Source organism: Comamonas testosteroni TK102, from assembly GCF_000739375.1.
GTDB lineage: Bacteria > Pseudomonadota > Gammaproteobacteria > Burkholderiales > Burkholderiaceae_C > Comamonas > Comamonas brasiliensis.
The window spans coordinates 4,264,495-4,291,245 of record NZ_CP006704.1 but is presented as its reverse complement, the minus strand read 5'-3'; the positions used below and the strand labels follow the sequence as shown (position 1 = coordinate 4,291,245).

Below are 26,751 nucleotides of genomic sequence, written 5' to 3'. Positions count from 1 at the left end.
CGTGGAGTGCTGGCAGTTTCACAGGTGAGTCAAAAACATACAATATCTGTGAAGGAATCGCTTTCGGTCGCTGGAGTTATCAATGGACGGATTTTCAGACCTTGCCTTTTTTGCCATGCTCAGCAAGGAAGGCAGCATGCGGGGCGCCGCTCAGCAACTGGGTGTCACAGGCCCTGCGGTCAGCAAACGGCTTGCGGGACTTGAAGCCAGGCTGGGCGCACGCCTCATGCACCGTACTACTCGCCGTATGAGCCTCACGCCCGAGGGGGAGCGATACCTGGTGGAAGGGGGGCGTCTTCTGACCGAGCTGGGCGCCCTTGAACGAGCCATCGGCGGTGTGGCAGCCGTTCCGCAAGGCCTGATACGTGTCAACGCCAGCTTCGGCTTCGGTCGCAAGCACATCGCACCCGCCCTGGGAGTGTTTGCACGCCGTTTCCCGGAGGTCGAAGTGCAGCTCCACTTGAGTGACCGTCCTGCCAACCTCATCGAAGACAACTTCGACGTGGTCATCCGGCTGGGTGATATGCCGGACTCACGCTGGACGGCCAGGGTATTGGCACGCAACCGGCGGGTGCTCTGCGCTTCTGCGCTGTATTTGAAAGAGGCTGGGGAGCCGTCCACTCCGCAGGAATTGGCCCGGCACGCCTGCCTTTTCATCCGTGAGGGCGATGAGGCATTTGGCACCTGGCATTTGCGCAACGGTTCACAGACAGAGACTGTCAAGGTCCGAGGCCCTCTGAGTGCGAACGACGGGGAGTCGGCATCCGCATGGGCCATGGCCGGGCACGGCATTCTGATGCGATCGGAGTGGGAGGTCGGGGCCCTCATTCGGGAAGGGCTCCTCAAGGTGGTCTTGCCTGAATGGCGACTGCCTCCGGCTGATGTGTATGTCCAGTTCCATGGCGGAGCCCATCTGCCGGCCAAAACCAAGGCGCTGGTTGATCATCTGGTTGACGTGTTTGCGCCGCAACGCCCGCCAGGAAGAGCAGATGCCACTTGGTGATGCCCGTGCCGGGGCCTGCTAACGCGAATTGGCAACGACACATGATCTACATGCGCTTGAGTCGTTGGGCGAAGTCGTGCGTGTTCGGTCGCGCCTTCGCGCCCTCGCGCAATTGCAGCAAGCGCAGGTGGTGCAGATTAGGATCAAGGGCCAGCCTGTTTAGGCATTCACAATAAAGGCAGGTAACCCCTGCTCGGAGACAAATTATGGTCATAACCAAGTGGAGGCCTGCAGCATCCATCAAAGTCAAGGCGATTGGACTTCATTGGCGAGAAGGCAAGTTATTGGCTGTGGAGGTATTGGATGATCAGGGGCGTCTGAAAGGTGTTCGACCTCTTGGTGGCAGCATCGAGTTCGGCGAGACATGGCACTCAGCGCTGATACGTGAATTCAAAGAAGAACTGAACGTTGACGTTCAGATAATGGGTTCCCCACTCGTCATGGAGAACCTGTATACCCATGAAGGGGTGCTCGGACACGAAGTACTTTTCATTGGTGAAGTGCTGTTCGATATCGAGATTTTTGAGAACCGGAGCAGGATTGAATTTCAAGAAGACAGTGGAATGCAATGCGTTGCAAGATGGTTTGATCTGGCTGAGCTCGACCTGCCTGAGGGGCCCGCGCTTTTCCCTGTGGGGCTCAAGAGCGCTCTTCAAGAAAAGTATGATTGCCAATCAAGAGCTGCCACCAGGGGGCCAGGTGCTGCACTCTCTTTGAGTCCTGGAAAGAGACCGTGTTCTGACCTCTCACCGTCATAAATTTCCCCTTGAACGAGTGCTCCAACATGGAAGTCCGCACACCGCATATCCGTAGATATTCAACTACTGATCTTGACAGTGCATTTCAGCTCCTGACCTCCAATGGTTGGTCTCACCGCATTCCGGATCATCTATTTCTTGAACGCCTCATCGCTGCATCTCAACGAGTGGTTGTCGCTGTTTCACAGGACAAGGTGATCGGATTTGCTCGCACCATCACCGACGGGCTATCCAATGGCTACCTGTCAATGGTTGTGGTCACTCCGGAATGGCGAGGCCAGGGAATTGGCAAGAGCTTGGTGAAGGAGGTCGTGAGTAACGAGGCGGGCATCACTTGGATGCTCAGAGCCTCGCGCTCTCAGGCTCCGGAGTTTTTTGAAAAGCTTGGGTTTGCGTCGTCATCCGATGCGATGGAGCGCGTGCGCAAACGCACAAGCTAGAAGTTGGCGTCAAAGGTGGCGACGGGTCGATCTGCGACGGCATTAGGCTGGCGGCCGACATCCCGTTCTATTGGACCGATGACCGCTACCACCTTTACCAGCCCTTGGGCTTTCCCTTCGACCGCCAGAGGCGGTCGTCAGTTGACCTGCATCTGGGCCTTACGTGCCACGTCACCCAGTCGTTTGTATTCGGACTGTGTCAGCGCTTCGAAGCCTTGGACTGTAGAGCCCTTGGGGGTGAATCCGGCCTGCACCAGCTTGTCCTTGACGGCTGGATCGCTCAGGGCCTGGTTGATGGCAGTATTGAGTTTGGCTGTGATCGCTGGATCTAGCTTGGCTGGGCCATATACGCCGAACCATGGATCGACTGCGTAGCCCTTGAGGCCGCTCTCCGCGATTGTCGGAACATTGGGCAACGATGGACTGCGCTCGCTACCAGCCACGGCCAGTGCTTTGAGCTTGCCTGCCTGGATGTGTGGCAGGGAAGCGGGCAGGTTGTCGAACATGGCGGGCAGGTGGCCACCAAGCATGTCGGTAATACCCGGTACGCTGCCTTTATAGGGCACATGGACGGTATCCAGGCCTGTCATTTGCGTGAACATCACGCCAGCCAGGTGCATGCTGGTTCCGGCGCCGGCAGTACCGTACTGAAAGCCTGGGTTCGCTTTGATGTAGGCGATGAACTCCTGCACATTGTTTGCCGGGAAGCTCCTGCCTACTTCCAGCACGATGGTGGAGTAGCCCAGCATGGAGACTGCAGTGAAGTCCTTGCGGGGATCAAACGCCATCGATTTGTAGATGTGCGGGTTGAGTGCATTGGTGGAGATGGCTCCGAAACCGATCGTGTAACCGTCGGGCTTGGACTTGGCCACGACATCCATGCCGATATTGCCTCCGGCCCCGGGCTTGTTCTCGATCACCACCGCCTGGTCCAGCGTGCGTGCCATGTGTTCACCCACGACTCGCGCCACAAGATCGGTGGTTCCACCAGCCAGATACGGAACGACAAAAGTAATTGGCTTTTGCGGGAAAGCAGATTCCGCATGGACGGTTGCCATAGTGGTGAGCGTACCTACGGCGGCAATGGAAGCAAGTATCTGTCGACGGTTCACGGGGGTCTCCTTGGTAGTTCTATTGAGTGGCGTTTGAAGTCGATATCCGGAATCTGCTTGAAGCAAGGTCTTGGAGGCCGTTGGCGCCCGAAGCAGATTGAGAGGCAGTGTATTTGTTCAATATAGTCAGTGGGAGCTAAATCTGGCTGCTGCCGACCAAGGGCTGGGGGCAGGTGCGAATACACCTCCATGCAGCACTGCCTCCGACGGCATGTTCCCGCTGACCTGACTATCTGTGCCTGTTATGACTGACCAGTCCGGTGGCAGTGAGCGGCTGCGTTCGGTTAGCAGCCATCGGTCACCCCTTCACCTGGCGGCCTGCTTCAATTGGTCTGAAGTCACTCAACTCAAAGATGCCAATGACAGCTAATGCGGGTCTGGCAGACCCACCAGGAGTCGACACCACCCCATTGCCTGCCCTGATCCAAATGCACCCACACAGGTGCGTCGTGACTGCGTCTCCAAACTCAGTGGTGCTGAGCGGCAAGTTGAAGCACAAACTTGAACCTGTCGGCGTATTTCACTGGAATCGACCGCCCGGGATCAATGGGGCACTTCTGGCTGGGAAACAACAGGCTTGGACACTTACTTGACGTGTGCGCAGCGCAAGCACCGCAGCGTACCTGTGCTCGTTCGACGATGCTCCCAGCAGGCGCGGTCAAGTCCAGTGATTGGGCTCTAGAGCCCAAAGCGTGAACATATGGAGGTAATCACGCCTGCAAGGAAGGACGATAGGGCCGCTTGCCGAGGCTTTAGCCGGCGTCCGGCAACTCCAGCAATACGCCGCAGCCATCGCCAATGGCCACCACATCGCAGTTGTGGCCGGGACCGCCGCGATCCACAACGATAAAACGTGCAGAGGCCTGTAGGGCGATCAGGGAGTGATGCCAGATTCCGCGGTGGTAGTTCACCCCCTGGCGGCCATTGGTCACGAAGGCCTGCAGGTCGCAGGGTTGCACGCTCTCGCCCGCAGCCGCAACCACGACGATGAAAGGGGTCTCCTGCAAGGGGACGAAGGCCTGGCTGCCCAGCGGGTGGCGCTCCATCTCCTCCAGCCGCAGCGGCAGTTCGTAAGGCAGAGCGTGGAACAGGTTGATCAGCGCATGGCCTTCGGCACCGCCTGTGTCCACCTGCGCCAGTGCGTGGTAGCGCTCGGTCATGCCATGGTTGATCTGTATGGGGGCATGTCCCGCGCTTTCGATCACGTCACCAAAGCGGGCAAAGGCTTCGGCAGTCAGGGGCTGAATGCTAAGGCGGTGGAGGACAGGGGTGCCGCCGGAGGCGGGCGTGGTTGCCAGGACAGTGGTCATAAAAGGGTGTTGTGTGAGTTGGTCTAACTGGTAATACCAGTATGTTTTGCCTCAGAGGCTTTGTCAAATCGCAATTCGAAAGACGGGCTAGGGTAATTGCGAGTGCGTAATGTCTTGATCTTGATTATGGTTGCGATCGTTAATTCATACCGGTAATACCAGTTGCAAAAATCACCGCCAACAAGGATCCAAGATGTCATCCCTTTCCTCCACCCCTGACGCCGCTGCGCCGGCGGCAACACTGGCCGGCGAAACCGCCGCAGAAGCCGCGGTCTACCGCAAGGTCGCCTGGCGCCTGCTGCCCTTCATCATGGCCTGCTACGTGGCGGCCTACCTGGACCGTGTCAACGTTGGCTTTGCCAAGCTGCACATGCTGGCGGACCTGCAGTTCAGCGAGGCCATGTACGGCCTCGGTGCAGGATTGTTCTTCATCGGCTACTTCTTCTTCGAAGTGCCGAGCAACATGCTGATGCACCGCATAGGCGCCAAGGCCACAATTGCCCGCATCATGATCATGTGGAGCCTGATCTCGGCAGCCATGATGTTCGTGACCACGCCCACGCAGTTCTATGTACTGCGCTTCCTGCTGGGCGCGGCCGAGGCGGGCTTCTACCCCGGCATGATCCTGTACATGACCTACTGGTTTCCGTCGTACCGACGCGCACGCATGGTGGCGTTGTTCATGTGCGCGATTCCGGTCTCGGGCATCCTGGGAGGGCCCCTGTCGGGCGGCATCATGGAGCTGATGCAGGGGGTGGCCGGTCTGCGCGGCTGGCAGTGGCTGTTCCTGATCGAGGCCGTTCCCTCGCTGTTGCTGGGCCTGGCCGTGCTCTGGTACCTGGACAACAACATCCGCAGTGCGAACTGGCTCAGTGAATCGGAAAAGACGCTGCTCGAGCGCAACATCGCCCGCGAGAACGCCAGCAAGGCCGACAGCCACATGACGCTGCGCGCGCTGTTCGCCGATCCGCGCATCATCAAGATGGCCATGATCTGCTTTTGCACGGTGATGGGCCAGTACGGCCTGACCTTCTGGCTGCCCTCGCTGATCCGCCAGTCGGGCGTGGAAGGCGCTTTCCAGATCGGCCTGCTGACGGCCGTGCCGTTCTCGGTGGCCGTAGTGTCCATGAACCTGGTCAGCCGCAGCTCGGACCGCATGCGCGAGCGCCGCTGGCATCTGATCGTGCCGTTCTGCGTTGGTGCGCTGGGGCTGACGCTGTCAGCCGTTTTCAGCGGCAATGTCTATCTGTCCCTCGCGGCGCTGGCGCTGGCTGCGGGCGGCAGCCTTGCCACTTCGCCGCTGTTCTGGAGCCTGCCCACGGCCATCCTGTCCAGTGCAGGGGCGGCAGCAGGCATTGCGCTGATCAACTCCTTCGCCAATTTGGCTGGCTTCATCAGCCCTTACATGATCGGCCTGATCAAGGATGCGACTCAGAGCACCAATGCGGCCATGTTCGTGCTGGCCGGTGTGCTGCTGTTCGGCGCCTTTCTGACCTATACCGTGCCGGCTAAGCTGGTCAACAAATAGCCTCGCATCGCGGCAGGCACCGCCCGGAAGCACTGCCGTAGTGTGGTCTGGAGCGGTGTCAGGGGCGGTGTTCGAGGCGGGATGTGCTGCGCAGTCGTTAAGATGGCGCGCAACCCCTTTTTGCGATGTACGATTACCTCCGAATGGAACCTTCTGTCTCCTCCAATGTCGCCGTTGCCAGCCAAGCCGCCCGCTTGATCCGGGACTGGATCGAAGCCGGCACCTATCCGGTGGGCTCGCTTCTACCCTCGCAGCGCGATCTATCGGAACAGCTGGGCATCAGCCGGACGTCATTGCGCGAGGCCTTGTCCACGCTTCAGGGGCTGGGGCTGGTCGTAGCGAGGCCCGGCAAGGGCATGTATGTGACCGAGGCACCCGAGGCGCCAGCCAGCGAAGCCTGGCGCTTTGCCGATTCGCATGCGCTCACCGATGTTTATCAGTTGCGCTTCGCGTTGGAAGGATTTGCGGCGCGCCTTGCGGCCCTGGTGGTGCAGCCTGAAGACCTGACGCTGCTGCAGGCCAATCTGCAGGGCATGCAGCAATGCATAGATGCCTCGGACTTCCTGCAGGCCAGCCACCTGGATTTCGATTTCCACATGCAGATCGCCACCATCTCGGGCAATCACGCGATTGCAGACGTGCTGCGCGGCAGCGGCGAAGTCATGCAAGAGAGCCAGCGCCTGCCGTTCTACAAGCGTGGTGCGCGCCATGCAACCTGCGAGGAGCATGCGGCCATCATCGATGGTCTGGCCCAGGGCCGGCCGGAGCTGGCACAGCAGGCCATGGCAGCGCACATCGTGCAGGCGGCTCAGCGCGCTGGCGTGCACTTTCCAACCGGTCTGTAGTCAAAGAAAGCTGGCTGGAGCTGGGTAGACTGCCACGTGCAGCCGCAGGAGCGACTGCTTGCTCGGGATAGGCGCTGCTCTCCCGCTTCAAAGCACGGCTTTTCTGCGCAGAATCAGGCGCTCATCGTTTGTCCTGAGGCGCGAGCACATCACCAGTGCGAGACGGCTATAGCGATGGGTTGGACCCCATGCTTGGTGCAGTCCCGAACAGCCCGATCTCCTCCAGCGCACCGTTAGACTTGCACTATCGCCCATGAATGCAATGGGGCACTTCCCGACAGGCCAGACGCTAGAACCACCAGCGATGAAAACTGACTCGCATACCTATGAGCCCCGCAAAGGGCACGGACTGCCACATGATCCCTTCAACGCCATCGTCGGCCCGCGGCCCATAGGATGGATTTCGAGCAAGGGCGCGAGCGGGCAGGTCAATCTGGCACCCTACAGCTTCTTTAACGCCTTCAACTACGTCCCTCCCATCATCGGCTTCTCCAGCATCGGCTGGAAAGACACGGTGCGCAATATCCAGGAGACTGGCGAGTTCGCGTGGAATCTGGCCACGCGTGAGCTAGCCAATGCCATGAACCAGACCTGTGCCGCCGTCCCTGCGGAGGTGAATGAGTTCGAGCTGGCAGGGCTGGAAGCCGTGGATTCGGAACTGATACGGGTGCCAAGAGTGGCACAGAGCCCGGTGAGTTTCGAATGCCGGTTGACCGACATCCACCAGTTGCGTACCGCCAGCCATGAGTCGATTCCGTCCTGGCTCGTGCTTGGGGAGGTGGTAAAGGTCTACATCGATCGTCGGCTGCTCAAGGACGGAGTGTTCGACACGGCCAGTTCCGGGGTGATTCTCCGCGCGGGGGGCCCGGCAGACTATTTCTCGATTGGCGATGAGCAGAAGTTCCGCATGTATCGACCCTAGTAGCAGATGGCATTAGCCTACCCTCGCAAGCTCAGATTGAGCCCCATATCGGTTGCCTGGGTGTCTGCAATATGACCGACACCGTGAGGTCAGGACTTCGCTACGACAGGCAACAATCGCCGCATGGCAGTCACAGACTGGAAAAATTCAAGCAGCCTTAACAGGTCGTTGTCCTCCCATCCGGTCGCTGCAATTTTGGCGCCGGGCAGTTGTTCGCAAGACTTATGGCGCGTTGACCGTCGTCGTGGAGCGCGAGTCAACTGCCCCTGCAAAGTGGCTCGCATCCACCTTGGCAGCCTGCGGTTTGCCTCGTCCCAGGCGAATGGAGAGGCCGGAGCGGCAAGGCGCGCCAATGATCTGGGGAGGTCTGGTCGCCACACCCAAGTCGGAGCATCCCGCGCCACGCAGAGAGCACCGGCGAGCCTGGCGTCGCCAGCTCAATCCTCATTCGGTATCAGCGTGCCCCATACCGGCAGTTGTGCGCCTGGAGGTGCCGGGCCATCATAGGCCGGCTGCACCTCAATCGCGGGCTTGCCCGCTTGGCAGTCTATGAACCCCCATTGACTGGGGCGGTAGCGTGCCTCGGGGCCATCGGGGGCTCCGACCAGAAACTCGGCCTGGATGTCATAGTCGATCAAGGGCACATGCAGGCTGGCGATATCGCCCTCGCGGCATTCCAGATAAGGTCGCTTCGGGTCGATGACCCAGTCACCATACCCCTGCTCGGCATTGGGATCGAAGTGGAACACCGGGCCGAGGCGCTGGTCGCGGGCCAGTTCCACCGTTTGGTTGCCGATGGCGCTGACCCAGGCACCTGCGATTGGCACCGGCTGCGCGAAGCGCGCCGCGCTCAGTCCTCGCAGACCAAGCGGGCGCTGGCGCTCGCCGTTGTCAAAGGCGTCGTAGCGATTGATCAGGGTGCCTTTGGGGAATAGCTGCTCGCCATAGCGGAAGTCCTCGGGCAGCACAAAGCGCTGTCGGCTCTCGCGATAGTGGGCCCGCAGCGTCACGGCCTCTTCAATCTGCACCAGCTTGCGTGCCAGCACCAGGCCCCAGAGGTCGCCGGCCAGGGCCAGTATCGCCACCATCACGACGGGCCAGTGCCAGAACGGCGGGCGCCCGGAGGCGGGTGTGCGCCTATGGCGCTGCCACCAGAACAGCCCGTGCAGCAGCAGCCACAGGCTCAGGCCGGCTGCCACCAGGGGGGCGAGCAGCAGCAACAGCATGGGCAGGGTGAAAAGTGGTCCAGGAATCATGGGCGGGCAAAGGGGTAGAAGCCCCGGACTTTAGCAGTGGATGAGGCGGCCGCTCCGAGGTGCCGAGAGGGCTTGCGTATAGTCGAGGCTTGTGCGCTGCGAGTGCCTGCAGTGCTGGTTTTATATGCTCGAACTGCTCTGATTTTTGTATGGAACACCATCACGCCGGCGCCCACCGCGTCGATCTGGTTGTCTACCCCGGCTTCAAGGCGCTGGAAGCCATTGGTCCCATGTCCGTGTTTGACTATGCCAATGTGCATCTGCGGCACAAAGGCCTGCCTGACGGATATATGGTGCGGGTGGTGGCGTCACAGGCTGGTCTGGTGCCCTCGGACACCTTGATGGGCTTGCAGGCCAGCCATACCCTGGCGCAGGTCGAGGCCGAGGGCACGGGGTGCACGGTGCTGCTGGTGGGGGCGCGCCATATCGAGCAGGTGCTGGCGGCCTCGCCCGAGCTGGTGGACTGGGTGGCGCGGGTGGCGCCAGGGGTCGGGCGCATGATTGCGCTGTGCAGCGGCAGCTTTTTCCTGGCCGCTGCTGGTCTGCTCGATGACCGCCGCGCGGCCACGCACTGGAGTGTGGCCGGGGCGCTTGCCCAGCGTTATCCACGGGTGCAGGTGGATGCCGATGCGATCTATGTGTGCGACGAAATCAAGGACAGCGACGGCATGCGCCAGCTCTGGACTTCGGCCGGCGTCACTGCCGGTATCGATCTGGCGCTGGCGGTGGTGGAGCATGACTTCGGCCATGCACTGGCACTGCAGGTGGCGCGCGATCTGGTCATGTATCTCAAGCGGCCCGGCGGTCAGTCGCAATTCAGCGTATCCCTGGCCGCACAGGCCACGCAGCACAGCGCCGTGCAGGCCGCCCAGCAGTGGGTGCTGGAGCATCTGGACCAGCCCATGCCGCTGGCGCTGCTGGCGGACAAGGCGGCGATGAGCGAGCGCAACTTTCGCCGCGTCTTTCAGCAGGAGACCGGTTTCAGCCCCAGCAGCTTTGTGGAAAACGCCCGCCTGGAGCGGGCCAAGCAGTTGCTGGAGAATCTGGGCTCCCTGCCGCTCAAGACCGTGGCCGCCAAGGTCGGCCTCGGCTCAGAGCAGGCGCTGCGGCATCTGTTCGTGCGCAAGCTGGGCATCACACCCGTGGCCTATCGGGAGCGGTTCGGAGACTGATGGGCTTGCGGCATCCTGTTGTCGGAAGCAGCCTGTTTTTCGGCCAGCCGATCAGAACAGAGGGCTCTTGAAGAAATCCAGAGCAGCCTTGGCGGCCGCAAAATTGCGCTCGATCTGCGCCTGCTGCTCATCGTGGTTCACGGTCTTGATGACAGGCTCGGCGGCGGGTTTCGCCTTCTTTGGCACGGCATTTCTTTTCCTGTCGAGGCTGGGCGGCTCCACACGGCATGCCGGTGCCAGTGCTGGCGTCTTGGCCTGCGTTGCCGCCGGGGCGAGCAGCCGGGTCAGATCCAGCGCAGGGTTGAGCTGCCACAGGCAGGACACATAGGTTGCCATGGCCACGGAGGGGTCGCCGCGCTCAATGCGCGCCATGGTCGGTTGGGAGATGCCGAGCTTGGCCGCCCACTGAGCCTGTGTTTCGCCCCGTTGCTTGCGCTGCGCCGCGATGCCTTGGGCAAGTTCTTCGATCTGTGCCAGGATGGCTGGCGGAAAGTCTGCGGGACTGGTGTTCTGGCGGGGCATTGCGCAATGGTATTTCGATTTGGCGCTCGAAATGAGCAAAACCGGGTGCTGGCCTGTAACCGATGACCAGCAGCAAGAGTGTTCGCGACGGGCGTGCCGGGTACGTAGCGCGGACCTGTTCCATGTCTGTCCTACGGGGCGCCCACCCGAGGTCTGCGAGCATTGGCGGCATATCCGGAGGTTGCACCATGAAGCTTGTTCACCTGATTTACGCCGTCACCCATTCCCTGATTGCCCTGCTGTTCGGTTTTGCTGCGCTGAGCCTGGTGTGGATTGCCGTGACCAAGGCCTGGGGCGTCATCGTGGGAGGCTTGCAGCCGGAGTCCACGCTGCATGCGGTGGAGGCGCTGGGAATTCTGGCCTCGGGCGTGGTGGCATTGCAGATCTCGCAGACCATGGTGGAGGAGGAAGTGGTGCGCGAGGCCCATATCAGCGGGCCGACGCGGGTGCGCCGCTTTCTGTCACGTTTCATGGTGGTGCTGGTGGTGGCCTTGGCGATCGAGGGCCTGGTGGCGACCTTCAAGGCACAGGAGACGCCTGAGCAATTGCTCTACCCTGCAGCCTTGCTGGTTTCCGTGGGCGTCCTGCTCGCGGGATGGGGCGTGTTCGTGCACCTGAACCGCTCGGCGGAAGAGCTGGAGCCTGAAGCGATGCAGCAGGCCAAGAGCGAAGACCACAAGGTCAGCGACGAGCACTGACAGGAATGTGCCGGGCGGCCAGAGGCGGCGCTGCGAAACGAAAAACGCCCTGAACTGCTTCAGGGCGTTTTCGAGGCTGGCCCAGGACTCAGGCCGGCAGCCGGTACAGCGTTCCGTTGAATGCCACGGCGCCGCTGCCATGCAGTGCATCGAGCTGCGTCAGCACCAGCTCGCGCACGGGCGCAGTAACGGCGCTCAGGCCCAGCAGCCGGGCCACGGCGGCGGGCAACTCGTCGCGCTGGCCACCCAGGCTGGATCTGAGGGCCTGGGCAATCGCTGCACGGATCTCGGCTGGCGGCAGGCAGTCGATGCGGCGCAGATTGGCCGAGCCGACCTCGGCGCGATTGCGCACCCGCACCGCTCGCCCCGGCAGGTCGAGAAACTCCCCATCGACGGCCAGCGCCTCATCGGCCAGCAGCGATTGCCGCGCCTGCTCCAGCGCATCGCGCACACGGCTGCCGGCGCGTTGCAGACCCCAGAGCGTACGCATGCGGGTGACCAGCTCGTCAAAATGAATCGGTCCTTCCAGCTCCACCGCGCGGCGCATCAGCTGAGCCAGCTGCGTGGTGGATTGCTGATGCAGCTCTCCGGGCGGAACGGCAAAGCGGGCTTCCTGATAAAGGCTGTCGTCAGGGACTGCGACCGGCTCGGTGTCGGCGCTGCCGGCATCAGACAGTGCTGCACGCTCTATGACTTCTGAAGCAGCCCGCGATTGGTGCATAAGGGATGGAGGCTGATTTTCTGCAAAATCCCTGGATTGTCTGGCCGCTTCGACGGCAGCCAGCACGCGCTCGGTCTGGGCGCGCGGCTGGCGGAACCAGTCGCAGCCCCAGATGCGCAGCAGTGTCCAGCCCTGGCTCTCCAGCACCGACTGGCGCAAGCGGTCACGGTCGCGCGCGCTGCGGCTGTGGTGATAGCTCATGCCGTCGCACTCGATGCCGAGCAGATAGCGCCCTGGCTGCTCGGGGTCGACCACGGCCAGGTCGATGAAAAAGCCCGCAATGCCGATCTGCGTCTGCAGCTGCAGACCCTGGGCCGTCAGCGCTTCGTACACATCTTCTTCAAGCGGCGACTCCAGATCGCGTCCGCTGACACTGGCCAGGGCCAGCTGGCCTGTGGCCGCGTATTGCAGGAATACCTTGAGCGCAGCCACGCCCTTGCCTTTGCCGCGTTCCAGATCGATGTCGTCGGAGGTGATGGATGAAAACACCTCACAGCGCTGCTTGGCGCGCGAGATCAGCACGTTCAGCCGGCGCTCGCCTCCATCGGCGCTCACCGGGCCGAAGCGCATTGGCAGATAGCCCTGCGCGTTGCGCGCATAGGCCACAGAAATGAAGATCACATCGCGCTCGTCGCCCTGCACGTTTTCCAGGTTCTTGATGAAAAAGGGTTCGTTGGGATGGGCAACAAAAAAGGACTCGGCCTCGGGTTGCTGGCGACGCAGCAGTTCCAGCTCGTCCTGGATGGCGACTTTCTGCTGCAGCGAGAAAGCGGCCACGCCCAGGCTGAGCTGTGGCGACTGCAGTGCGTGCTGCATGATGGCGCGCGCAATGGTCTGTGCCTCGACGCGGTTGATGCGGCTGGCGCCGCTGTCAAAGCGGCCTTCGGGCAGATGGTGAAAGCGCAGCCCCATGCCCGAGCGGGTGGTATAGGGGCTGGGCACGACGTAAAGGCCGCTGTTGTAGAACTGCTGGTTGGACACCGCTATCAGCGACTGGTGGCGGCTGCGGTAGTGCCAGCGCAGCATGAGCTGGGGCATGCCCTTGGCCAGGCACAGGCTCAGAATGCTCTCCACATCGGCGGCTCCGGCGATGAGCTGGCTGGCGTCGCCGTTCTCGTTCTCGTCGTCGAAGTCCTCCTGCTCGCTGGTCATGCGCGAGAAGAATCGCGTGGGCGGCAACTGCCGGTCATCGCCCACCACCACCAGCTGCCTGCAGCGGGCGATGGCGCCCAGCGCATCCACGGGCTCTATCTGGCTGGCCTCGTCAATCACCAGCAGGTCGAACTCGACCGCACCAGGCTCCAGAAACTGGGCCACGGAAAGCGGGCTCATCATGAACACGGGCTTGATGGCCTGGACGGCCTCGCCCGCGAGCTTGAACAGCTTGCGCAGCGGCATATGGCCGCGCTTGCGCGCAATCTCGCCATTGAGCACGCCAAGTGGGCCCATGCCGGATGCGCTGCGGGGCACCTGCTCGTAATGCGAGAGTGCCGACTGGGCGCGAGCGAGTTCGATGCGCTCGAGGTCCAGCGCCCGGAACTGTCGCACCTTCTGGCTGTGCTGATCGCCGTTGAAGGCGACCAGCTCGGGGTGAACCTGGGTGGCCTGACGCAGCAGAGACTCGTAGTAGGCTCGCTCCAGGCTGGCGGGCAGGGCATCTTGTGCAATGGATGCATTCTCGAGCTGCTGCACCAGGGCGGCCATGCCGGCTGTGCGCGCCTGCTCCCGGGTGGCGTGGTATGAGGTCCAGTCCAGCAAGGCGTCCGGCTCGGCGAGCCATTGCCCAAGTCGCTCGCCGAAATCCGTCAGCGGGATGCGGGCCAGGTCGGCGGCGTCAAAAGCCTCCTGCGTATCGAGCTGGTAGCCGCTCAGCACGCTTTGCGCAGCATCCTCGAATGCCTGCCGCGATGCATCGGCCTTGGCGGCCAGCTTCGCGCAATGTGCGGGTGATGACAGCCGGGCATAGAGCTGGCGAAAGGCAGCGCTGCGGCCCTGCCCGTCGGGGCCGGCCATCCAGCCCAGCACGGCCTGCAATTGCGCCCAGTCGCTTTGCTCGCCCAGCCACAGGCTGCCAAAGGCATCTGCCCCCAGGGTCTGCTGCTGGCCCAGGCTCTGGCGCAGTTGCTGGGCTTCGATCAGGCTGTCGAGCAGGTTCACGCGCTCTGCCCGTGAGCTCGGCAATGTCGTTTTCAGCTGGCCCTTGAGGCTGGCCATGGCTGCGCGGTAGCCGCTGTTGAAAATGCGAAACAGCGAGTCGCCATGTGCGGCGATGCTCTGGCGTGGGGCGCTCCAGTCCGCCGTCCAGGCGGATTCTGCAAAGCTGCCGCGCAGGCTCTGTGCCTGCCGGCTGAACTGGCTGCCGCATTCGACCAGCTTGTGCAGCGGGCCCAGGCCCTGATCCCAGATGCTGCTGGCGACGGCCTGCCGGTCTATGGCCGGGGCACTGGCGAGCTGCTGCGCCAGCGTGATCTGCCCATGCAGAGTCTGCAGGGTCTGTGCCGCCGGCGTGCTCAGGGATTGCGCCAGCAGCGCACTATCCTGCTGCAACCGGGCCAGCATTGCTTGCAGCGTCGGCAGTTGCTGGGCGAAACGTTGTGCGTCGAGCTTGAGCAGTGCCGGGTGGCAAACGCCGCGCCATGCGTGCCCGGTCACCGGGCTTACCTTGGACACCGCCTGGCGCAGCGCTTCGCCAATCTGCTGGCGTGAACGAAAGTCCTCGGGCGACCAGTGCTGTGCGTCCTGCAGCAGATCGGGCAGATGCGCGATCTGCACCGCATCCAGCCGTGCCAGCTGGCCCAGGATCTGGTAGGGCGTGAGTGCGCAGGGCGCCAGCGCCTGATGCATGGTCCGGCTGTGCGCGTTGAGCTGCTGCTGCACGTTGCTCAGCTCGTGGATGATCTGCTCGCGGTGCTCCACACGCGGCTTGCCCAGATCGCGCGTTGCCTTGAGCTCTTCCAGCACCTTGCGCTTGTGGGTGTGGTGACTGTGCAGTTCCAGGCAGGCGGGCCCCAGGCCTACGGATTTCAGGCGCCGGTTCACCACCTCCAGGGCGGCCATCTTCTCGGAGATGAACAGCACTTTCTTGCCATCGGCAATCGCCGCCGCAATCACGTTCGTGATGGTCTGGGACTTGCCCGTGCCTGGCGGGCCCTGGATGACGAGGTTCTCGCCTCGGCGCACGGCTTCTATGGCCAGTGACTGGGAGCTGTCCGCATCGACCACATGGCGCTGGCTGTCCACGGGGATCAACTGGTCGACATCGGCGTCCTCGGGGAACAGATGTTCGCGGGCTTCGAAGCCGTCCTGCAGCGTGGCGGCAATCAGTGCCTGGCGGTCGAGCCGCTTTTGCGGCGGCCAGGTCGCAGCATCCAGATCGCGGTACATCAGGAATTTGGCAAAGCTGAAGAAGCCCAGCGTCATGGCATCGGGCAGCACCTGCCAGCCGGGCTGGGCGGCAGCCATGGTGGCGACAGCGGCCAGATAGGCGCCGGGGTCGAAGTCGTCGCCGGCATTGAATTCTGGCAGCTCGAGGCCGAAGTCGGCCTTGAGCTTGGCCGCCAGCGACAGGTTCTCCGCCGCATCCTCCTGTAGCCATGACAGGGTGAAGCGCTCGGCTGCGCTTTTGCGCTCCAGTGCCACGGGCAGCAGAATCAGCGGCGCAAAACGGGGCTTGTCGGGCGCATTGCGGTCAAACCATTGCAGCTGACCCAGGGCCAGAAACAGGATGTTGACGCCCTGTTCCTCGATGAAGGTGCGGGCATCGGAATACATGTCCAGCAGGCGGCGCTGCAGCTTCTCGCTGGACAAGCGCGTCTGCAGCTTCAGGTCACGATGGCGCTGGGCCACACCGCGCGCATCGAGCTGCTCATCGACGCCTTCCTCGGGCTGGGGCAGGGCGGGGGTGGCCGGTGTCTCTTGTTCCTCGGCCGGGTCGGCGGCTACTTGCTCCTCCTCGGCCCTGGCCGGCGCAAAGCTCATGGACTTGCTTTCGCCCGCCAGCAGGCGATAGACCTCGTCCGTGCGCTCATCCGCGAAATGCAGCACGCGTGCCGTGGCGGCCTGAGGCAGGCTCAGCAGCCGGTTGCGCGTGGACAGGTCCAGCAGTGCCTGGCGGCTTTTTTCGAGTTGGCGGGCGATGGGGGCTGAATTCGATTCTGCGTGCATGGGGCATCAAAAAGCACAGTGAGCTGGCACTTTAGCGCTGATGATGCTGATTGACCCTGCAGAAACTGCGAATCCGTGCCGTTTTACACAGGGATCACAGTTTCCAGCCAAACTCCAGCGCAATGAATGCCGAGCACTGGCCGCAGATCTTGGGTGCAGCGCGCACGGTGACGCTATAGCGCTCCCCCTGCCAGCGCACCAGGGCCCCTGCGGCCGCCATGACGGGGCGAGAGTAGTTGGTGCGCAAGCCGGCATACACACCGGAGTGGAAATTTCCAAAGGCCAGTGGCGTGTATTCGCCTATGGCGTAGGTGCTCCAGCGGTCGATGCTGTTGCGATAGAAGCCGGCCTGCACGGAAAAATCGCTGGAGAACTCGCGTCTGATACCGAGGCCCAGGTTTTCCTCGTTCCATGTCTTGCCATGTTTGCGTTCGCTGAAGTGGTGGCTGACGGTGTGCAGATTGATATGCCAGGCCCCCGAAGACTGGCTGGCCTGGACAGGTTGATTGACCTCGACGGGCTGAGTGGCTTCGGCAGGCGGATTGGCCTCGGCAGTCGGGTTGGATTCGTCGGCCAGGGCTGCGGAACAGGTAATGACGATGGTCAGTCCTGCCAGTGCTTTTAACGATTTCATTGCCGTTCCCCCGCGTCGCTTCTCAGGCGCATGCAGACAGGTCAGTGACATCCTTGGCTGGCGTTCACCGTGTTGCCAAGGGACCTGGCTTACCGATTTCTATTTAAAAAATTCATGTAAGCCATGTTTCTCAATGTCTCTGACTATCAATTTGGCTGGTGTAGGAATAGTTCTTATCTATTGGTTAATAGATTCCAATTTGATTTATATAAAATTGGAGTTTTCTCTGTCGAAAAAGCGGAAGGAGGGGGCGCGGCTGCGTCCGGCCTGGTTGAAGGCGCTCTCCGTCAGGCGCAAAAAAGGCCGCATGGGCGGCCTTTTGATGCGCTGAGGCGAGGCAATCCTGGCCTCGTTGGCGGAGCTTAGTCTGCAGGCTGCTGCTTTGCGGCTGCGGCGCGCAGCTTGTCCTTCTTGCTGGGTCTGCGACCCTTGATGCCGCCATTGCCATCCTGCGCAACCGGTGGCGGCGGCAGGGCTTCGGTGGGCTCAAAACCCTGCAGTTGCTCCAGGGCGATCTCCAGCTGATTGCGCTTGCAGATCAGTTGCCAGTGGACGGTGTCGGCGGGGCTTACAAACGTGATGGCGCAACCCGCATGTCCTGCGCGACCCGTGCGGCCAATTCTATGAATATAGTCGGCGGGCGAGCGAGGCAGGTCGTAGTTGATGACCGTGGGCAGCTGTGCGATGTCGATGCCGCGCGCGGCCAGATCGGTGGTGATGAGCAGCTGCCAGCGCTTGGCCTTGAACTGATCGAGCACCTCCTTGCGCGCACCCTGGCTCATATCGCCGTGGAAGGTGGTGGCGTAGATGCCCGCCTTGTAGAGCTTGTCGGCCAGCATTTCGGCGGTGTGGCGCTTGGCGACAAAGACCAGGGCTCGCTCCCATTCGGGTTGGTTCTCGCCTTGCTTGACGAGCTGGCGCAGCAGCTGGGTGCGGCGGTTGCTGTCCACGGCAATGGCGCGCTGGCTGATGTTCTCTGGGCTGGCCGAATGCTCGGCGGCCTGGTCGGCATCGACCTGCACGCGAACGGGGTCGTGCAGCAGACGGGCCGCCAGCGCTTCCACGTTCTGCGGGAAGGTGGCCGAGAACAGCAGGGTCTGGCGCTTCGCGGGCAGCAGGGCCAGCACGCGGTTGAGTTCTTCGGCAAAGCCCTGGTCCAGCAGGCGGTCGGCTTCGTCCAGCACCAGATGCTGCACGGTATTCAGGCGCACGGCGTTGTTCTCCACCAGATCCAGCAGGCGGCCCGGCGTGGCGACCAGAAAGTCGGCGCTGCCGCGCAACTGCATCATCTGCGGGTTGATGGAGACACCGCCATAGACCACGCGGCTGCGTGGCTGCTCGCGCAACTGGCGCGTGATGTCGCTCAGGCTTTCGTGAACCTGCAGGGCCAGCTCGCGCGTGGGCACCAGAATCAGGGTGGCCAGCGGTCGTACAAAGCCGGTCTGGCCGCGCTTTTGCGCCAGCCAGGCCTGCAGCAGAGGCAACAGGTAGGCCATGGTCTTGCCCGAGCCTGTGGGCGCGCAGGCCCAGAGATCGCGCCCGGCCAGCACGGCGGGGATGGCCTCGGTCTGAATCGGCGTCGCGTCGCGCAGACCCAGATCGAGTGTGGCATCCAGAAGCTCGGCGCGCAGGCCTAGGGGGGCAAAAGACATAGAAGAATCAATAGCGGTGTGCAGGAGGCGCATTGTGCGGGAATTGCCGCGTCGCAGCGAGGCGCAGGGACAAGCGCGGCGCAGGCTACATTCGCAGGATTACAACCCGCAAGGAGCACCAGCCATGAGTCAGATCACGCATCAAGCCATTGTCATGACGGAATACGGAGGCCCCGAGGTCCTGCAGATCGCCTCGGTCGCTTCGCCGCCGCTGACGGCTGGACAGGTGCGCGTGCGGCACACGCGCATTGGCGTGAACTTTCACGATATCTATGTGCGCTCCGGGCTGTACAAGACGCTGGCGCTGCCAGGCACGCCCGGTATCGAAGCCGTGGGGGTGGTGGCCGAAGTGGGGGAGGGCGTGACTCGCTTCAGGCCCGGCGACCGGGTCTGCTATGTCTCTGCCGCCTATTCCATCTACGCTGCCGAGCGCGTGATTGCGGGCGACGAGCTGATTGCCGTGCCCGATGACCTCAGCGACGCGCTGGTCGCATCCAGCCTGCTGCGTGGGCTGACGGCCGATGTGCTGCTGCACCGGGTGGCCCGGGTAGGCCAGGGATCGCGGATTCTGGTCCAGGCCGCCGGTGGCGGCATGGGGCAGATTCTGAGCCAGTGGGCCACGCAGCTGGGAGCCATGGTGATCGGCACGGCAGGCAGCGATGCCACGGCCAGGAAAGCCGATCAGGCCGGTTGTGTGGAGGTGATCCGCTATCGCGGTGCGGGCGCCCAGGATGTGGCCGCGCGAGTGCAGCAGCTGACCGGCGGCGAAGGCGTGGATGTGGCCTATGACGGCGTGGGCAGGGACAGCTTTGATGGTTCGCTGGCCAGTCTGGGCATCGGCGGCCAGCTGGTGATGTACGGACAGTCTTCCGGCCCGGTGCCGCCGCTGGAGATTGCGCGTCTGGCCGCCAAGTCGAACAGCGTGTGCCGGCCCATGGTGTTTCACTTCGTCAAAAAGCCCAGAGAGCGCGATGCCATGGCCGCGCGCCTGTTCGAGGCGCTGCGCAAAAAGCATTTCCGCATGGGCGAGCCGCAGGAGTTTGCGCTGGCCGATGCCGCGCAGGCCCACCGGCAACTGGAGGCGCATGGCGCCCAGCAGCCCATCTTGCTTGTGCCCTGACGGGGGGCTGCCTGCGCTAGAGGTAGAGGTCCTATTGCGCGCCGGCTTGGGGGCGGGGCAGATAGACCTCGCGCCACAGGCTGACTTTTTCGTGTTCGTCAAAGCGCATGAGCAGCATGGCGACAAAGTGCTGGGTGCTGTCATCGGTCTTGGTGATGCAGACATCCATGGAAAAGACCACCGAGTCCTCGTCGGCTGTGGCGTGCTGGATGGCGTAGCGAATGCCTTGCATGTCCTGCTTCATGCCTTCGAGAAACTCGCGATAGCTCTCGAGGTCGGCCGCATAGTGGCGGCCGTTGGGCTCGACCACGAATTGCTCGGCAAAGCACTCGGCGACCTGCTCGCGGCTCAGCGTGGTGTGGCGGTTCAGGTGGCGCTGGTTCCAGTCCAGCACGGCGTGGGCCAGTTCCAGATTGCGTTGTCGTTTTGCATGCATGAAGAGCAGTATAGAAGAGCCGATTCCGGGTCTGCTCGGAATTTCTGACTCGGATTGATTAATGAATTTTTATAGCTGATAGCGCATGTCAACAAAGGATTTCATGGTGATTTCAATCTGAAATCGATATGGGTAATGCGCAAGCAGCTATGCTTTTTTTTCAAATACCGAGATTGCAAGCTCACGTGAAAAAGCCCGCGGACTTTGCAGTCTGCGGGCTTTTTGCCACCCTGAGACCCGGAAATCCGGGCCTGGGCGTGCCGATCAACGCTGAGCGATAGGCTTGACGTCGCGCGACACGGAGCCGGTGAACAGCTGGCGGGGACGACCGATCTTGTACTCGGGGTCGGCCATCTGTTCGTTGAGCTGAGCGATCCAGCCCACGGTGCGGGCCAGAGCGAAGATGCCGGTGAACAGGTTGACGGGGATGCCGATGGCGCGCTGCACGATGCCGGAGTAGAAGTCCACGTTGGGGTAGAGCTTGCGCTGGACGAAGTAGTCGTCTTCCAGGGCAATCTTTTCCAGCTTCTTGGCCAGGGCGAACAGGGGATCGTTTTCCAGACCCAGTTCGGCCAGGATTTCGTTGCAGGTTTCCTGCATCAGCTTGGCGCGGGGGTCGTAGTTCTTGTAGACGCGGTGGCCAAAGCCCATCAGCTTCACGCCGCTGGTCTTGTCCTTGACCTGTTCCATGAACTCGCCGACCTTTTCGATGCCGCCGTTGGCCTGGATGCCTTCCAGCATGTTCAGGCAGGCTTCGTTGGCGCCGCCGTGGGCAGGGCCCCACAGACAGGCCACGCCAGCGGAGATGGCCGCGAAGGGGTTGGTGCCGGACGAACCGCACAGACGCACGGTGGAGGTCGAAGCGTTCTGCTCGTGGTCGGCGTGCAGGATGAAGATGCGGTCCAGAGCGCGCTCAACCACGGGGTTGACCTTGTACTCTTCGCAAGGGTTGCCGAACATCATGCGCATGAAGTTGCCGGCATACGACAGGTCGTTCTTGGGGTACATGTAGGGCTGGCCCATACCGTACTTGTATGCCATGGCGACCAGCGTAGGCATCTTGGCGATCAGACGGATCGCGGCGATGTTGCGGTGCTCTGGGTTGGTGATGTCGGTGCTGTCGTGGTAGAAGGCCGACATGCCGCCCACCAGACCGGTCAGCACGGCCATGGGGTGAGCATCACGACGGAAGCCGCGCAGGAAGAACTGCATCTGCTCGTTGACCATGGTGTGCTTGGTCACCAGCTCTTCGAAGTCGGCCTTTTCCTTCTCGTTGGGCAGCTCCCCGTACAGCAGCAGGTAGCAGGTTTCCAGGAAGTTGCAGTTCTTGGCCAGTTGTTCGATGGGGTAGCCGCGGTACAGCAGCTCGCCCTTGTCGCCATCGATGTAGGTGATGGCGGATTGGCAGGCAGCGGTAGAGAGGAAGCCCGGGTCATACGTGAACATGCCAGTCTGGGCGTAGAGCTTGCGGATGTCGATCACATCCGGGCCGATATTGCCCTGGTACACCGGCATTTCCACACTGGGAGCGCCATTGCTGAAAGACAGCGTTGCTTTGTTGTCAGCGAGTTTCATTTCCAAACTTCCTTCTCTAGTTTGCCTAGCCTACTGGGGACAGTTACCGGGCTGGCGCTTGCGCACCATCTCCAGCACTTCCCTGACTTCTTGGGTATCGAGTTGTCCTTCAGGTTCCTTGCGACGCAAGAAAAGATCCATCAGGTCGTTGTCTGCCAGATCCATCAAGGCAGACAGGCCAGTCGCGTGTCTCCGCGTGAGCTGGCTTCCGTAGGTGGCGAAGAACTGCTCGATGAACAGATCGTTCTCAACCAGACCACGGCGGCTGCGCCACCTCAGCAGGTCGCGCTCACGTTCGTCGAGCAGAGTATTCGTCATCAGCATCAGACGGTTCGACGAACCATCAGCTCCTTGATCTTGCCAATGGCTGCAGTGGGGTTCAGGTGCTTGGGGCACACGTCCACGCAGTTCATGATGGTGTGGCAGCGGAAGAGACGGTAAGGATCTTCCAGATTGTCAAGGCGCTCGCCCGTGGCTGTGTCGCGGCTGTCCGCGATGAAGCGGTAAGCCTGCAGCAGACCGGCCGGGCCCACGAACTTGTCGGGGTTCCACCAGAACGAGGGGCAGCTGGTGGAGCAGCTGGCGCACAGAATGCACTCGTACAGGCCGTTGAGCTCTTCGCGCTCTTCGGGCGACTGCAGGCGCTCCTTGCTGGGCGATGCGTAGACATCGCTTTGCAGGTAGGGCTTGATCGAGTGGTACTGCTTGAAGAACTGGGTCATGTCCACGATCAGATCGCGGATGACCGGCAGGCCGGGCAGGGGCTTGAGAACGATGTCGCCCTTGAGGGTGTTCATGTTCGTCAGGCAGGCCAGGCCGTTCTTGCCGTTGATGTTCATCGCGTCGGAGCCGCACACGCCTTCACGGCAGGAGCGACGGAAGGCAATGGAGGGATCCATGGCCTTGAGCTTGACCAGGGCGTCCAGCAGCATGCGCTCGTGACCGTCCAGCTCCACTTGCACGGTTTGCATGTAGGGCTTGGCGTCTTTGTCCGGATCGTAGCGGTAGATTTTGAATGTGCGCTTCATTTTGATCTTCTCTCGTGGGCTGCTGAATTAGAACGTGCGGACCTTGGGAGGAACGCTGGCAACGGTCAGGGGCTTGAGGTTCACAGGCTTGTAGGTCAGGCTGTTGGTGGCGCTGTCCCACAGGGTGTGCTTGAGCCATTCCTTGTCGTTGCGGCCCAGCGGGAATTCGGCGTGGTCGGCAGGGTGCTCGTAGTCGTACACGGTGTGTGCGCCACGGCATTCCTTGCGGGCTGCGGCCGAGGTCATGGTGGCTTGCGCCACTTCGATCAGGTTGTCCACTTCCAGGGCTTCCATGCGGGCGGTGTTCCACACCATGGACTTGTCCTTCAGGGTCACGGAGCCGACCTTGTCGCGGATCGCGTTGATCTTCTCCACGCCTTCGTCCATGCTCTTTTGCGTGCGGAACACGCCAGCATGCGTCTGCATGGATTGGCGGATCTCGCCGGCGACGTCCTGGGCGTAGGTGCCGTCCTTGGAGTCCTGCAACTGGTTGAGGCGGGCCAGGGTGCGCTCGGCGCCGTCGGCGGGCACTTCGTGGTGAGCGCCGAAGCCGTTGACGAATTCCACGATGTGCTTGCCGGCAGACTTGCCGAAGACCAGCAGGTCCAGCAGCGAGTTGGTGCCCAGGCGGTTGGCGCCGTGCACGGACACGCACGAGCATTCGCCCACGGCGTAGAGGCCGCCCACCACATTGTTCTGCTGACCGTCCCAGACCACGACCTGACCGTTGATGTTGGTCGGGATGCCGCCCATCTGGTAGTGGATGGTGGGAACCACGGGGATGGGTTCCTTGGTGATGTCCACGTTGGCGAAGTTGTGGCCGATTTCCTCCACGGAAGGCAGACGCTTGCGGATGGTTTCGGCACCCAGGTGGTCCAGCTTCATGAGGATGTAGTCCTTGTTGGGACCGCAGCCGCGACCTTCCTTGATTTCCTGGTCCATGGAGCGCGACACGAAGTCACGGGGGGCCAGATCCTTCAGCGTGGGAGCGTAACGCTCCATGAAGCGCTCGCCTTCGCTGTTCAAGAGAATGGCGCCTTCGCCGCGGCAGCCTTCGGTCAGCAGCACGCCGGCACCGGCCACGCCGGTGGGGTGGAACTGCCAGAACTCCATGTCCTGCAGAGGAATGCCGGCGCGAGCAGCCATGCCCAGGCCGTCACCGGTGTTGATGAAGGCGTTGGTCGACGCCTGGAAGATACGGCCGGCACCACCGGTGGCCAGCAGCACGGCCTTGGCATGCAGCTCGTACAGATCGCCGGTTTCCAGTTCCAGTGCGGTCACGCCGACCACATCGCCCTGGGTGTTGCGGATCAGGTCCAGCGCCATCCACTCCACGAAGAAGTTGGTCTTGGACTTGACGTTCTGCTGGTACAGCGTGTGCAGCATGGCGTGACCGGTACGGTCGGCAGCGGCGCAGGCGCGCTGCACGGGCTTTTCGCCATAGTTGGCGGTGTGGCCGCCGAAGGGACGCTGGTAGATGGTGCCGTCGGCATTGCGGTCGAAAGGCATGCCGAAGTGCTCGAGTTCGATCACGACGTTTGGCGCTTCACGGCACATGAACTCGATGGCGTCCTGGTCGCCCAGCCAGTCGGAGCCCTTGATGGTGTCGTAGAAGTGGTAGTGCCAGTTGTCTTCGCTCATGTTGCCCAGCGATGCGGACACGCCGCCTTGAGCAGCCACTGTGTGCGAGCGAGTGGGGAAAACCTTGGACAGCGAGGCGACGGACAGACCGGCGCGCGACAGTTCCAGCGCAGCGCGCAGGCCGGAGCCGCCGGCACCGACGATCACGACGTCAAACTTGCGCTTGGTGATATTTGCTTTGGAGTAGCTCATTCTTAACCTTCAATCGTGGAGACTGTGTCTCAATCAGAGACGCCACAGAACCTGGATGCCCCAGCCGATGCAGCCGACCAGCCAGACAATGGTGACCACTTGCAGTGCAAGGCGCAGGCCCACGGGCTTGACGTAGTCCATCCAGATGTCACGCACGCCGATCCAGGCATGCCAGCCCAGAGCCACGAAGAGGGCCAGGGTCAGGAACTTCATCCACTGGGGCGAAAAAATGCCGGCCCACTGCTCGTAGCCCACGGGGCCGCTGACCGTCAGAAAGCGAACCAGCAGCACAACGGTGTACAGCGCCATCAGGACGGCGGTGGAGCGTTGGGCCAGAAAGTCGCGGGTGCCATAGTGCGCGCCGACAACGGTGCGCTTGGAGCCGTAATTCACGGACATGGTTGTTTCCTTATCGTGAGGTGTTATTGACTGGGCGCTGATCAGTACAGACCAAACAGCTTGGCGCCAAGCACCACGGTCAGGGCAACGCTGATGCACAGCACGACTGCGGCGGTGGACTTGCCGGTCTGCTTGTTCACGGCATGGTGGTTCACGTCCATCACCAGATGGCGGACACCTGCGCAGAAGTGGTGCAGATAGGCCCAGATCAGAGCCAGGCAGACGAGCTTGGCAAACCAGCCAAAGGGACCTGCGAATACCGACGTGAAGGAATCAAACGAAATTTCCGACGAGATCGAGTGGTCGAACATCCAGATGATGAACGGCAGCAGGATCGCCATCAGCAGACCGCTGACGCGGTGCAGGATGGACACGATGCCTGCCAGGGGCAGGCGATAGGTCGGTAGGTCCGAGAAGAAGTTGATATTGCGGAACTCTGGCCGCTGTTTTGCTTTTTGCTCTGTCATGGCAGGGTACTTTCGTGGATGTAACTGCGTTGTAATCGCTAGTGCGAAGCGACACAAAATTCTATTGCAATGCAGCAGAATCCGTTAGCCGAATTTGCATAGCAGAGGATTGGGCTCTGTTGCAATCAACGCTTTTACGGGGGGATTCAGTTCAATGCATTGCGGTAATGATGGGTGTCGGTGCGATACAGGCCGCGCCGTAACTCCATGGGAACATCGTTGTATGTGTAAGCAGTTCGCTCCACGCTGAGCAGCGGCGTGGTGCTGGGAATGTTCAGCAGCTGGGCTTGCTCCGCATCCGGCAGAACGGCGCGAATTTTCTCGTCGGCCCGCACCATGCGAACGCCATAGACCAGCTCGAACATGGCGTAGGTGGGGCCCTGGTAGCTGGACATCTGCTCGGCCGTCAGCCCCTTGAAGGCGTTGCCAGGCAGCCAGATGTCCTCCAAAATAGTCGGGATTGCGGCAAAGGAAAGGGTGCGGCGCACATGCATCACGGCGTCGCCGGTGCGCAGGGCCAGGGCCCGGGCCACTTCGGCGGGCGCGCGCAGGCGGCGGCACTCAAGGATGTGGCGCTCGGCGCGGCCTTCGCCCTGCAGGTCGCCGGCATCGGGGCGCAGATTCAGAAAGCGGTACTGCACCTGCTGGGCGGCGTGAGTGGCCACAAACGTGCCCTTGCCCTGGCGGCGCATGACCAGATTTTCAGCGGCCAGTTCATCGATTGCTTTGCGCACCGTGCCCTGGCTGACCTTGAAGCGGGCTGCCAGCTCCATTTCACTGGGAATCAGTTCTCCGGGGCGCCATTCGCCAGCTTCCAGGCTTTGCAGGATCAGGCCCTTGATCTGCTGGTACAGAGGGCTGAAGGCTGGGGTGGAGACGCCGGCGCCACCGCTATGGCTGGCGTTGTTGTCCGGGGCTGTGTTGTGAGGGGTCGGCATAGTTGGTTTTGAAGGTATCGCCTCCGCGATGCGATGCACAAAAACAGTCGATTTGACTCTGGTCGCTAAGTGAAGATCATATCTTATATAAGACATAAGACAAATTGACCGGGCTTTGATTTCGGCAGTACACTTGCCGCATGTTTGCGGAGCTTGCGCTACTGGTGGTTACGCTGGTGCCGCCTGGCGCCCATAACATCTCACTTTTTTCCAATCTT

General features: G+C 61.9%; 24 protein-coding genes. 9 read left to right on the top strand and 15 right to left on the bottom strand.

Going from position 1 to position 26,751, the window contains the following annotated elements; all coding sequences use genetic code 11:
* Nucleotides 1–82: 82 nt before the first annotated feature.
* The 3 genes from O987_RS19390 (at nt 83) to O987_RS19375 (ending at nt 2,201) form a co-directional block, all read left to right on the top strand.
* Nucleotides 83–1,003 (top strand): LysR family transcriptional regulator, encoded by a 921-nt coding sequence (locus O987_RS19390; RefSeq protein ID WP_043374150.1) that lies wholly within the window; start codon nt 83–85, stop codon nt 1,001–1,003.
* A 206-nt stretch (nt 1,004–1,209) separates the two neighbouring features.
* The gene (locus O987_RS28355) at nt 1,210–1,761 is read left to right on the top strand and encodes an NUDIX hydrolase (protein ID WP_080731554.1); all 552 of its coding nucleotides are present in this window, start codon (nt 1,210–1,212) and stop codon (nt 1,759–1,761) included.
* A 26-nt stretch (nt 1,762–1,787) separates the two neighbouring features.
* A complete protein-coding gene (locus O987_RS19375) occupies nt 1,788–2,201 on the top strand; it encodes a GNAT family N-acetyltransferase (protein ID WP_043374143.1) in 414 nt (137 codons plus the stop codon).
* Nucleotides 2,202–2,338: 137 nt separating this feature from the next.
* Here O987_RS19375 and O987_RS19370 read toward each other — a convergent pair whose 3' ends face one another.
* On the bottom strand, nt 2,339–3,313 hold the full coding sequence (locus tag O987_RS19370) for a Bug family tripartite tricarboxylate transporter substrate binding protein (protein WP_043374141.1): 975 nt from the start codon (nt 3,311–3,313) through the stop codon (nt 2,339–2,341).
* 752 nt (nt 3,314–4,065) lie between these two features.
* On the bottom strand, nt 4,066–4,623 hold the full coding sequence (locus O987_RS19365) for an ureidoglycolate lyase (RefSeq protein ID WP_043374138.1): 558 nt from the start codon (nt 4,621–4,623) through the stop codon (nt 4,066–4,068).
* A gap of 193 nt (nt 4,624–4,816) precedes the next feature.
* Between O987_RS19365 and O987_RS19360 the strand changes: the two genes are divergently transcribed.
* From O987_RS19360 to O987_RS19350, 3 genes are all read left to right on the top strand, one after another.
* A complete protein-coding gene (locus O987_RS19360; RefSeq protein ID WP_043374135.1) occupies nt 4,817–6,151 on the top strand; it encodes an MFS transporter in 1,335 nt (444 codons plus the stop codon).
* 125 nt (nt 6,152–6,276) lie between these two features.
* Nucleotides 6,277–6,996, top strand: coding sequence for a FadR/GntR family transcriptional regulator (locus O987_RS19355; protein WP_003053182.1), 720 nt, complete (start codon nt 6,277–6,279; stop codon nt 6,994–6,996).
* Between the two features lie 304 nt (nt 6,997–7,300).
* Nucleotides 7,301–7,918: a flavin reductase family protein gene (locus tag O987_RS19350; protein WP_043376680.1), complete on the top strand. Its 618-nt coding sequence runs from the start codon at nt 7,301–7,303 to the stop codon at nt 7,916–7,918.
* Nucleotides 7,919–8,355: 437 nt separating this feature from the next.
* On the opposite strand, the gene O987_RS19345 is transcribed toward O987_RS19350, so the two are convergent.
* Nucleotides 8,356–9,144, bottom strand: a complete 789-nt coding sequence (locus O987_RS19345) for a hypothetical protein (RefSeq protein WP_043374132.1) — start codon at nt 9,142–9,144, stop codon at nt 8,356–8,358.
* Between the two features lie 179 nt (nt 9,145–9,323).
* Between O987_RS19345 and O987_RS19340 the strand changes: the two genes are divergently transcribed.
* Nucleotides 9,324–10,346: a GlxA family transcriptional regulator gene (locus tag O987_RS19340; RefSeq protein WP_043374129.1), complete on the top strand. Its 1,023-nt coding sequence runs from the start codon at nt 9,324–9,326 to the stop codon at nt 10,344–10,346.
* Between the two features lie 51 nt (nt 10,347–10,397).
* Here O987_RS19340 and O987_RS19335 read toward each other — a convergent pair whose 3' ends face one another.
* Complete coding sequence (locus O987_RS19335; protein WP_043374126.1) at nt 10,398–10,868, bottom strand: helix-turn-helix domain-containing protein; 471 nt, start codon at nt 10,866–10,868, stop codon at nt 10,398–10,400.
* A gap of 188 nt (nt 10,869–11,056) precedes the next feature.
* Here O987_RS19335 and O987_RS19330 point away from each other — a divergent pair, with 188 nt between their 5' ends.
* Nucleotides 11,057–11,566 carry a hypothetical protein gene (locus tag O987_RS19330; protein WP_003053191.1) on the top strand — a complete coding sequence of 170 codons (510 nt, stop codon included), beginning with the start codon at nt 11,057–11,059 and terminating at the stop codon, nt 11,564–11,566.
* A gap of 88 nt (nt 11,567–11,654) precedes the next feature.
* Here O987_RS19330 and O987_RS19325 read toward each other — a convergent pair whose 3' ends face one another.
* From O987_RS19325 to O987_RS19315, 3 genes are all read right to left on the bottom strand, one after another.
* Entirely contained in the window at nt 11,655–16,451 is a 4,797-nt protein-coding gene (locus O987_RS19325; protein ID WP_043374123.1) for a DUF3320 domain-containing protein, read from the bottom strand.
* Between the two features lie 94 nt (nt 16,452–16,545).
* Nucleotides 16,546–17,085 (bottom strand): hypothetical protein, encoded by a 540-nt coding sequence (locus O987_RS19320; RefSeq protein ID WP_043374121.1) that lies wholly within the window; start codon nt 17,083–17,085, stop codon nt 16,546–16,548.
* Between the two features lie 362 nt (nt 17,086–17,447).
* A complete protein-coding gene (locus O987_RS19315) occupies nt 17,448–18,737 on the bottom strand; it encodes a DEAD/DEAH box helicase (RefSeq protein ID WP_043374119.1) in 1,290 nt (429 codons plus the stop codon).
* Nucleotides 18,738–18,861: 124 nt separating this feature from the next.
* On the opposite strand from O987_RS19315, the gene O987_RS19310 reads away from it, so the two are divergent.
* Complete coding sequence (locus tag O987_RS19310; RefSeq protein ID WP_043374116.1) at nt 18,862–19,857, top strand: quinone oxidoreductase family protein; 996 nt, start codon at nt 18,862–18,864, stop codon at nt 19,855–19,857.
* Nucleotides 19,858–19,888: 31 nt separating this feature from the next.
* Here the strand turns inward: O987_RS19310 and O987_RS19305 are convergent, their stop codons facing one another.
* The 8 genes from O987_RS19305 to O987_RS19270 all read right to left on the bottom strand — a co-directional run bounded on the left by O987_RS19305 (nt 19,889) and on the right by O987_RS19270 (nt 26,533).
* Nucleotides 19,889–20,293, bottom strand: coding sequence for a nuclear transport factor 2 family protein (locus O987_RS19305; RefSeq protein WP_200879566.1), 405 nt, complete (start codon nt 20,291–20,293; stop codon nt 19,889–19,891).
* Between the two features lie 264 nt (nt 20,294–20,557).
* Nucleotides 20,558–21,868: a citrate synthase gene (locus O987_RS19300; RefSeq protein WP_003053203.1), complete on the bottom strand. Its 1,311-nt coding sequence runs from the start codon at nt 21,866–21,868 to the stop codon at nt 20,558–20,560.
* 30 nt (nt 21,869–21,898) lie between these two features.
* Entirely contained in the window at nt 21,899–22,192 is a 294-nt protein-coding gene (locus O987_RS19295) for a succinate dehydrogenase assembly factor 2 (RefSeq protein ID WP_003053208.1), read from the bottom strand.
* Nucleotides 22,192–22,896 (bottom strand): succinate dehydrogenase iron-sulfur subunit, encoded by a 705-nt coding sequence (locus O987_RS19290; RefSeq protein WP_003053210.1) that lies wholly within the window; start codon nt 22,894–22,896, stop codon nt 22,192–22,194. Before O987_RS19290 ends, O987_RS19295 begins: the two co-directional genes overlap by 1 nt.
* 27 nt (nt 22,897–22,923) lie before the next feature.
* Nucleotides 22,924–24,729 carry a succinate dehydrogenase flavoprotein subunit gene (gene sdhA / locus O987_RS19285; protein WP_003053213.1) on the bottom strand — a complete coding sequence of 602 codons (1,806 nt, stop codon included), beginning with the start codon at nt 24,727–24,729 and terminating at the stop codon, nt 22,924–22,926.
* 33 nt (nt 24,730–24,762) lie between these two features.
* A complete protein-coding gene (gene sdhD, locus O987_RS19280; RefSeq protein WP_003053214.1) occupies nt 24,763–25,128 on the bottom strand; it encodes a succinate dehydrogenase, hydrophobic membrane anchor protein in 366 nt (121 codons plus the stop codon).
* 41 nt (nt 25,129–25,169) lie between these two features.
* Nucleotides 25,170–25,595, bottom strand: coding sequence for a succinate dehydrogenase, cytochrome b556 subunit (gene sdhC / locus O987_RS19275; protein ID WP_003053216.1), 426 nt, complete (start codon nt 25,593–25,595; stop codon nt 25,170–25,172).
* A 146-nt stretch (nt 25,596–25,741) separates the two neighbouring features.
* On the bottom strand, nt 25,742–26,533 hold the full coding sequence (locus O987_RS19270; protein WP_003053218.1) for a GntR family transcriptional regulator: 792 nt from the start codon (nt 26,531–26,533) through the stop codon (nt 25,742–25,744).
* Nucleotides 26,534–26,751 lie beyond the last annotated feature (218 nt).